At 47.3% G+C, this 6298-nt stretch carries 8 protein-coding genes; all 8 read right to left on the bottom strand.

What is annotated here, in order from left to right; genetic code table 11:
- Nucleotides 1-89 precede the first annotated feature (89 nt).
- Complete coding sequence (locus tag L0156_15420; GenBank protein MCI0604386.1) at nucleotides 90-920, bottom strand: AraC family transcriptional regulator; 831 nt, start codon at nucleotides 918-920, stop codon at nucleotides 90-92.
- A gap of 119 nt (nucleotides 921-1039) precedes the next feature.
- Nucleotides 1040-1843 carry a hypothetical protein gene (locus L0156_15415; GenBank protein ID MCI0604385.1) on the bottom strand — a complete coding sequence of 268 codons (804 nt, stop codon included), beginning with the start codon at nucleotides 1841-1843 and terminating at the stop codon, nucleotides 1040-1042.
- Nucleotides 1834-2250, bottom strand: coding sequence for a hypothetical protein (locus L0156_15410; GenBank protein MCI0604384.1), 417 nt, complete (start codon nucleotides 2248-2250; stop codon nucleotides 1834-1836). Before L0156_15410 ends, L0156_15415 begins: the two co-directional genes overlap by 10 nt.
- 67 nt (nucleotides 2251-2317) lie before the next feature.
- Entirely contained in the window at nucleotides 2318-3061 is a 744-nt protein-coding gene (locus tag L0156_15405) for a sterol desaturase family protein (protein ID MCI0604383.1), read from the bottom strand.
- Nucleotides 3058-3687 (bottom strand): HAD family hydrolase, encoded by a 630-nt coding sequence (locus L0156_15400; GenBank protein MCI0604382.1) that lies wholly within the window; start codon nucleotides 3685-3687, stop codon nucleotides 3058-3060. The genes L0156_15405 and L0156_15400 overlap by 4 nt, the downstream gene beginning before the upstream one ends.
- Entirely contained in the window at nucleotides 3662-5266 is a 1605-nt protein-coding gene (locus tag L0156_15395) for a GH3 auxin-responsive promoter family protein (protein MCI0604381.1), read from the bottom strand. The genes L0156_15400 and L0156_15395 overlap by 26 nt, the downstream gene beginning before the upstream one ends.
- A gap of 10 nt (nucleotides 5267-5276) precedes the next feature.
- Nucleotides 5277-6086, bottom strand: coding sequence for a fatty acid desaturase (locus tag L0156_15390; protein MCI0604380.1), 810 nt, complete (start codon nucleotides 6084-6086; stop codon nucleotides 5277-5279).
- A gap of 5 nt (nucleotides 6087-6091) precedes the next feature.
- A partial coding sequence (locus L0156_15385) for a hypothetical protein (GenBank protein MCI0604379.1) occupies nucleotides 6092-6298 on the bottom strand: 207 nt, incomplete at its 5' end.

Here is a 6298-nt window from a genome sequence, read left to right as displayed (position 1 = left end):
TAGAATTACGGAACTGCTTGTAGAGTTGCAGGCCCAATAGCGAGAGATCGCTAAAGAACGAAGAAGTAATAAGCGAAATCAGAGTGTTTTTAAGGAAAGTTCTTACTGCTTTGAACGTAATGTCCGGGAGGAACCAGCAGAAGCCGCTTAAAATGACGCGTCAGGTGACTCTGATCTGCAAAGCCGGTTTGCATCGCCGCCTGAGAGATCGAACATCCCTTCAATAACAAAGCCTTAGCGCGCAGCACTCTGACTTGAGTTTGAAAGGCATGCGGTGGCATCCCAAGGTGCTTGGAAAAAACGCGATTGAGATGGAAACCACTGAGGTTAGCAATGCGCGCGAGATCCTCCAACGTAACATTCTCCGAGTAATGCGCTATCAAGTAGTCGCATACCCGTTGCACGGCAGCATTTTCCATACGAATGGTAGGCGGTGAAGAACGATTCTCCGCAAAACGCGTGAGCAAATCGGCCAGTAACTCTAACAAAATTGTCTGCCTTTCCAGACTGGTCGAGGGATGCTCAAGAGCAAGATGTAGCTCAAAATATTTTCGAATCACATCTTGTTCAAAGAGAACAGTTGTTGGAAAGAAAGGAATCCCGGATTGTTTGTCGTGAATCTCAGTTGCGCTTTGCTGCATTAATTTCGGATCAACGTAGATCGTCCGATACGTACAACCGGGACCAACGGTTGCCCTGTTCGAATGGACTTCACCCGGAAAGACTATGAAAAGGGTTGCCGGCGGAGTTGGAAAAGTGGTGCCGCGATAGTTGAGATCGCCACCGCCTGACTCAATCAGACAGAGTTGATAATCCTCATGCCAGTGCCTGGGAACCGGTGCTGCGACAGCAAAACCGCGCCGCAATTCAAGTTGAGGAATATCGCGCGGACGCCAGATGACAATCTTGTCTCTTTTCATTTTCGCAAACCGGCAATAGAAGATCCTATCATTGACTTGCTACGATTTTGAAGATGCCTCGGACACAGGCGATTGATGCAAAAACGAGCGCCGGCTTGATGCCAGTTAAGAATCGGAATTCATTGTCTGCTCTCCCCTTTACTCAGGACCGGCGCTGTAAAAAGATGAAAGAGAATCATTCCAATACTAAGGTCCGCAAAATCAAGCAGGACAATCAAACCGACATGAACTGACAACATGAAACTCCACAAGAACAATCGAAATCTGCGAATGATACACAAAGGTGCAAAAAACAATTCACACGCCAGAACAGACCAGCTAGCAACTCCTAGAATGAGAAAAGGAAAATGGATCAGAGTTTTGCGGAACCACGTAGGCCGCGCCAACGGGCTATTCAATACGTGAACCATTGCAGATCCATCCAGCCAAGATGGACTCATCAATTTCGTGTAGCCGCTATAACTGTATGCCGCGGAAAGTACAATCCAGGCTGCGAAACGAATCGAATGAGTGGTAGAACGGTGATCCGCGGACTTACTACCTGGAATACATGCGTGAGCTAATAGCAACCATCCAACGAAAGGAAGAGCAGGATTTGAAATAAGCGGGTTCCGGCCATACAAACAGGCCCAAAAATACCAGAGGATTATGGCGACAAGCCTGTCGTCGCATCCCAGTAGAAGCAATACACACAGAATACTGCTGGCAACTAATACGGTAGTAACAACAAGGGGCGAGTCCCAAACAGTAAACAAATTGGGAAATAAGGAAGCGAGAGGGCTAAACTTCGCTTCAGGAATCACTCCGGCATTCGAAAACAGTTCGGCTCCCCAGGGAATCAGCTGAACAAAATGTACCAGGAGATACAAAGCTAGAAGCGTTCGAAATGCGTGTTTTCGCAGAACGGTAACGTCTAAAGGCATTGTAGATCGAAGACGAGTGGCAGATTATCGACCTTCGAATCATGCAAGGGTTCCAAACGAATTCTCACATCTCCAGCAATGCTAGCTGGATCGATCCCCATTTCACGTAGCAAAGGAGCTTCATCACAAAGGGCATACCGTGAAACTGACAAAAACATCTCGCGAGTTTTTGGCTCCGTGGCAAGAACCGGACCAAAAGCAAGCACCGCGCCATAAACATTTCGTCTGTTGTAGGGACCTTTGAGCCACGAATAAACATCAGGCGTCAAAACAATTGCATGCTGCTCGCCCTTTTTATCCGACCATTCCAGATGAAATTTTGTAGAAAAGGTTTCGAGACCTCTTACTGTGGTAAAAATTTGGGGCGCGGGAGATGCCGTTGTGGCTGCAGCAACTGCTTTAATCAACGTTAAATCGAATAAACTTGCAAAGATCTGAAGCACTCAGAGAAAACAAAGAGCTAAGGCGCGCTTTCTAAACATAAGAAGAGATCCTCTTAAGGGTGGAAACATCAACTCCCTTTAACATCTTAAACATCTGATTCTCTCCCGATTCAAAACCGCATTTGTTGTTCCAGATACGTGGATTTTGGAACGTACCGAATAAGATGTCCCATAAGGGCAAATCACCATAGTTGTGCGAATGGACTCCTTTCTGGTGATGAAAGCAATGACTTTCCGGTCGTTGAATGAAGTACCCCAGCCAATGCGGAGTGGCAACATTCCAATGGTAGAAAATCTCCGCCAACCCGCTTAACAGAATCGCACCAGAAGCTGCTTCGGAGCTCAGGCCCAGGACCAAATACAAAATAAAACTGCTCAAAATACTGTTCGCAATGATTTCAAACGGATGTTTGTAGAAGCTTGTGATAATTTCAATTCTTTGAGGACTGTGATGCAGTTGATGAAACCACCGCCACAGGAATCCAGATTCATGACGGAAGCGATGCCACCAATAATAGATAAAAGTTAATACAAAGTAGCCAACAAAACTCGTCTGTACAGTTCCAATTGTTTGTAAATGCCACAGACGGTTTTCACGAAACCAGGGATCCAAAATCCATCCCGCCATATAAACCGAGACAAACTGAATAACATTTAACAAAAGCGCTCGCATCCACCATCCGGCAGCAGAGGGCCAATACCGGGCTGGCCTTCTCTGCTCAAACAACATCATCATCAGGCCGCATGCTAGGACGAAAACCGGAATCAAGCTCATCGATTTTCCTTTCCCTGAAAAATGAAAAGCTGATTCACCGGTAGAAAGTGACAACCATTTCTGATGCAAGCCTGACCATCTGCGTCGAATCTGTCACCGATGTGAAGATGTTGTTCCGGACGAATTCCGAAATCATTTTGAATCTTTGCAAGCGGGACGGGAGATGGTTTCCAGAATCCGATTTCCTGGCAGGAATAAGCCCTTCGAAAATGCCTGCTGAGTCCAAGTGATTCGAGTTTGTACTGGCATTCGAAATCACTCAACGCAACCTGAATCGTTCCCAATGCAGACAACCGTTCGAGTAAATACATGGCATCCTGGCGCGGCCGAATTCTACGAAGCGCTTTTTGCATTGCTTCTTTTTCCCAGGCCTGGACTTGCATCGCTTCCTCCTTTTGCTTTAAGAAAACGGAACTGTCCATACCACCACGCTGCTGTTCCACCATTTTGTGAAACTCCCAGGTTTTCCAAAGTCGTTTTCCGATGTTCTTCCAACCGTTGACATGAGAGGCTTGATAAATCCCATGAATGAGTTCCAAAACCAACCGGAAATAGGAAAACAAAGTTCCATCAACATCCCAGCTAACAAGATGGATCCGCTTAAGATCGAGAATTTGGTGATTCATGCAAGGCCTCCCACAACTTTGGATACAAAGGCAGGAACTTAAATTGCGATCCAAAAACCGACGTTTCCGCGTGGCCGGCAACGCGATGCACAAATTCTTGAACGGAAATGGATTCGAATTCCATTCTCCCTAATCGACCGCTGTTGATTTTTGACCTGAACTCCGGATTGAACTCACGCAATTTTTGTTCGACGTGTGAAGTAATGGCCGGGAGATTCATGGAACATTTTCCGTTCATTTCGACAAAGATCAGCCGGTAATGCGGAATCAACTCGCCACAAGGTTTGGATGGAAAACAAGTTAAGAAGCTTGAGCTGCTCAATTCCGGGTAGAGCAATACAACATCTTGATAAGCAAATTTCAATTGCTCGGCTGTTAATTTCTCCCCTGTAAACGAATAGGAAAGATTGCGGCGTCGCGCGAAACGCAAATCAGGAATCCCCGAAACAAAACCGATGCATTCAAACAGATCCTCGGTTTGATACCTTTGCAGGCCGTACGCATCGCTGACGACCATGCTATAAAGCTTGCCCGGAACCAGATCGCGCGGACCGAGAAGATGAAAATGCACATCACTTTTTCCTTCTTCAATAAACTCGTAGTAAACACCAGGAGCAAGAGGAACAAAATAGGGTTGACCCTGACGCAATCCTGCGATTGTTTCGATCGTTTCTGTGGACATCGAGTACATCGGCCAATGGCTGTATTGCGGCTTCGGCAAACATGTCCGGATTTGATCCAGGAACGGACCAACATAACCACCATCCCAGCAAGAAAAGCCACGAAGACCGGGGAATAGTTCGCTGATTGGCAAAGGACGTGAACTTTCTGCAATTCTTTTCAGCCGCGCATAAGCGCCGCGCGAGGCAATTCTTTTGTGAATGCGTTGCAGGTTTTGCCGCAACTCCTGTTTCGTATTCATGTAATCAACGATCAGCTCGCGCGATGTCTCCCATTTCTGGTGAAGGTCATGAAGGAACGTCGCGATCGTGGAGGGATTCGTGGCGTAGATCATTGCCGGATTGGAAATGGCAAGAATCCACAATCTCATTGCAGTTTCTCCGTATTTCTGTGCCGCGAGCCGGATGTCCGGATCATTTTGAACGCGATGCGGAGCTTGTAACCCGGAAACATAGGGTGGAAGCCCTGTTTCCTGAAGCAGAAGCGTGGTGAGCGAATTGTCCGGCGTGATTGGCGAGAAAAGGAACAAAGTTCGATTGAACGGTAACTGCGCGAGATATTGGAAAAAGGCGGAAACAAAAACCAGACGAGTATTCAGAAGTCTCCAGGAGTCATAAACTATTTTCTTTGGTTCTTTTGTGGAACCTGATGTGTAGGAATAAACAGCCCTGGTAGATTTCCTGTAGCATGCTTCCACAGAGGCGCGGGTAGATTCATCATAACCATGAACAGATGTTGAATCCGTGATTTTAAACTTCACGCGCAGCACTGCTTGCCGCAAATAGTACGTTTTCATTTGCAAGAAAAGATTCACACGAAATGCGATCGCGCATAAACCGATGAAGCGATCGATCAGGAATCGAATCATGTCATTGAATTGCTCGTAATGGGTGAACATTCTCAGTACCTCAGGCCGCTGGGGCTAAGCGTTTTTGGATATCCCGCTCAAAACGAACTTGCTGCAACCATGTTCCGGAAGGCACGGAGCCGGCCATTTGTAGCCACGCAAGCCCCGGTTTCAGGTGATGCAACTGATGCATGGAAAGTCCGAAAGTGGACCAGTAAAGCAACTTGCCGTAGTAATTATGCGAACGCGTTTCCGGCGCACCGGTGGAATAACCTTCATGCGTCTTGATTGCGAAGGGATACCACAGCAGCAAGGAATGCAAAACAGCAGCCGGGAACAAACCAAACAGAACGCGTTCAACACCCACAAAGGCAGCGATCGTGCCATAGATGGCTATGTATACGAGATAAGTCGCCGCATACTCGATTTGATCCTGTTTCGTGAAACGGCCATCTTTCTTGAGCCACAAGTACCAGTGATGTGGCATGGCTAGAGCGCGAAAAGGAATTTCCCAGGCTCGTTTGGTATTCAAAAATTCATCCGGATCTTTGCCGGGAATATTTGTGGCCGCGTGATGCTGAAGATGGGTTTTGCGAAAAGTTACGCTTGGAACAGTTGTTGGAATTAACGCCAGCCGGCCCCACCAGAGGTTAGAGGACTTTGACTTTCCCAGATGTCCATGCGCTGCTTCATGCGCCATTGCCCCGGCAACGAAATGCAGGTAGGTCCTGATGAGAATGTCCACACAGTAGTAAAGACTGCGAACCGGTTGAAAGAAGTAACTTGCTAATGCGGCCAGAACCGTTCCACAGACAATGATGCGGCTGGTCAGAATCGATGTTGAACGTGAGAATGAAGTTTGTTGATTCATATCAGTTAACCTCTGCTGCGAATATAAAAGGAAGCCTGATTACGATCTCCACCCGTTGTGACACTTTCACCGCTGTCACAATAAGAGCGCAGGCTTATGGAGCAGGCATCCAGCCGAGCTTGTTGAAAAATCAGTTGGAGCGCGGACTTCCAGTCCGCAAAAACCTGATCGCTCGACGAGCATTTTGCGGGCAAGGATGCCCGCGCTCCAAC

The organism is bacterium (assembly GCA_022616075.1).
GTDB lineage: Bacteria > Acidobacteriota > HRBIN11 > JAKEFK01 > JAKEFK01 > JAKEFK01.
The sequence above is the reverse complement of the archived record's forward strand: the minus strand, read 5'-3'. Positions and strand labels throughout refer to the sequence as shown.